This window comes from Peribacillus sp. SIMBA_075 (genome assembly GCF_046534585.1).
Map to the genome: position 1 here is coordinate 1 of NZ_JAWRYN010000430.1, position 282 is coordinate 282.

General features: G+C 36.5%; 1 pseudogene. It reads left to right on the forward strand.

Annotation, left to right across the window (positions count from 1 at the left end):
• Positions 1-122 precede the first annotated feature (122 nt).
• A pseudogene (locus tag SB775_RS28880) lies at positions 123-282 on the forward strand (N-acetylmuramoyl-L-alanine amidase); the annotation flags it as partial.

Here is a 282-nt window from a genome sequence, read left to right on the forward strand (position 1 = left end):
CAGAATTCTAGTATTATAAAATGATAGAGGCGCACTAATTTTTTTTGTTCGGATTTATTGAAATTTATATATTAAGATTACGCGTTATTAAAAAGTGATTGTCGAGAGGAGTATTATTTTTTATGAAGTATCGTGCAGTCGCGGCAGGTATTTTAGCCGCAAGTTTATTATCGTCTCCAGTAAGTAGTTTCGCAGCAGGGAAAAAGTTTTCGGATGTTCCTACATGGGCGCAGGAATCGGTTGACTATTTAGTAGGGAAAAAAGCGCTTGATGGAAAACCAG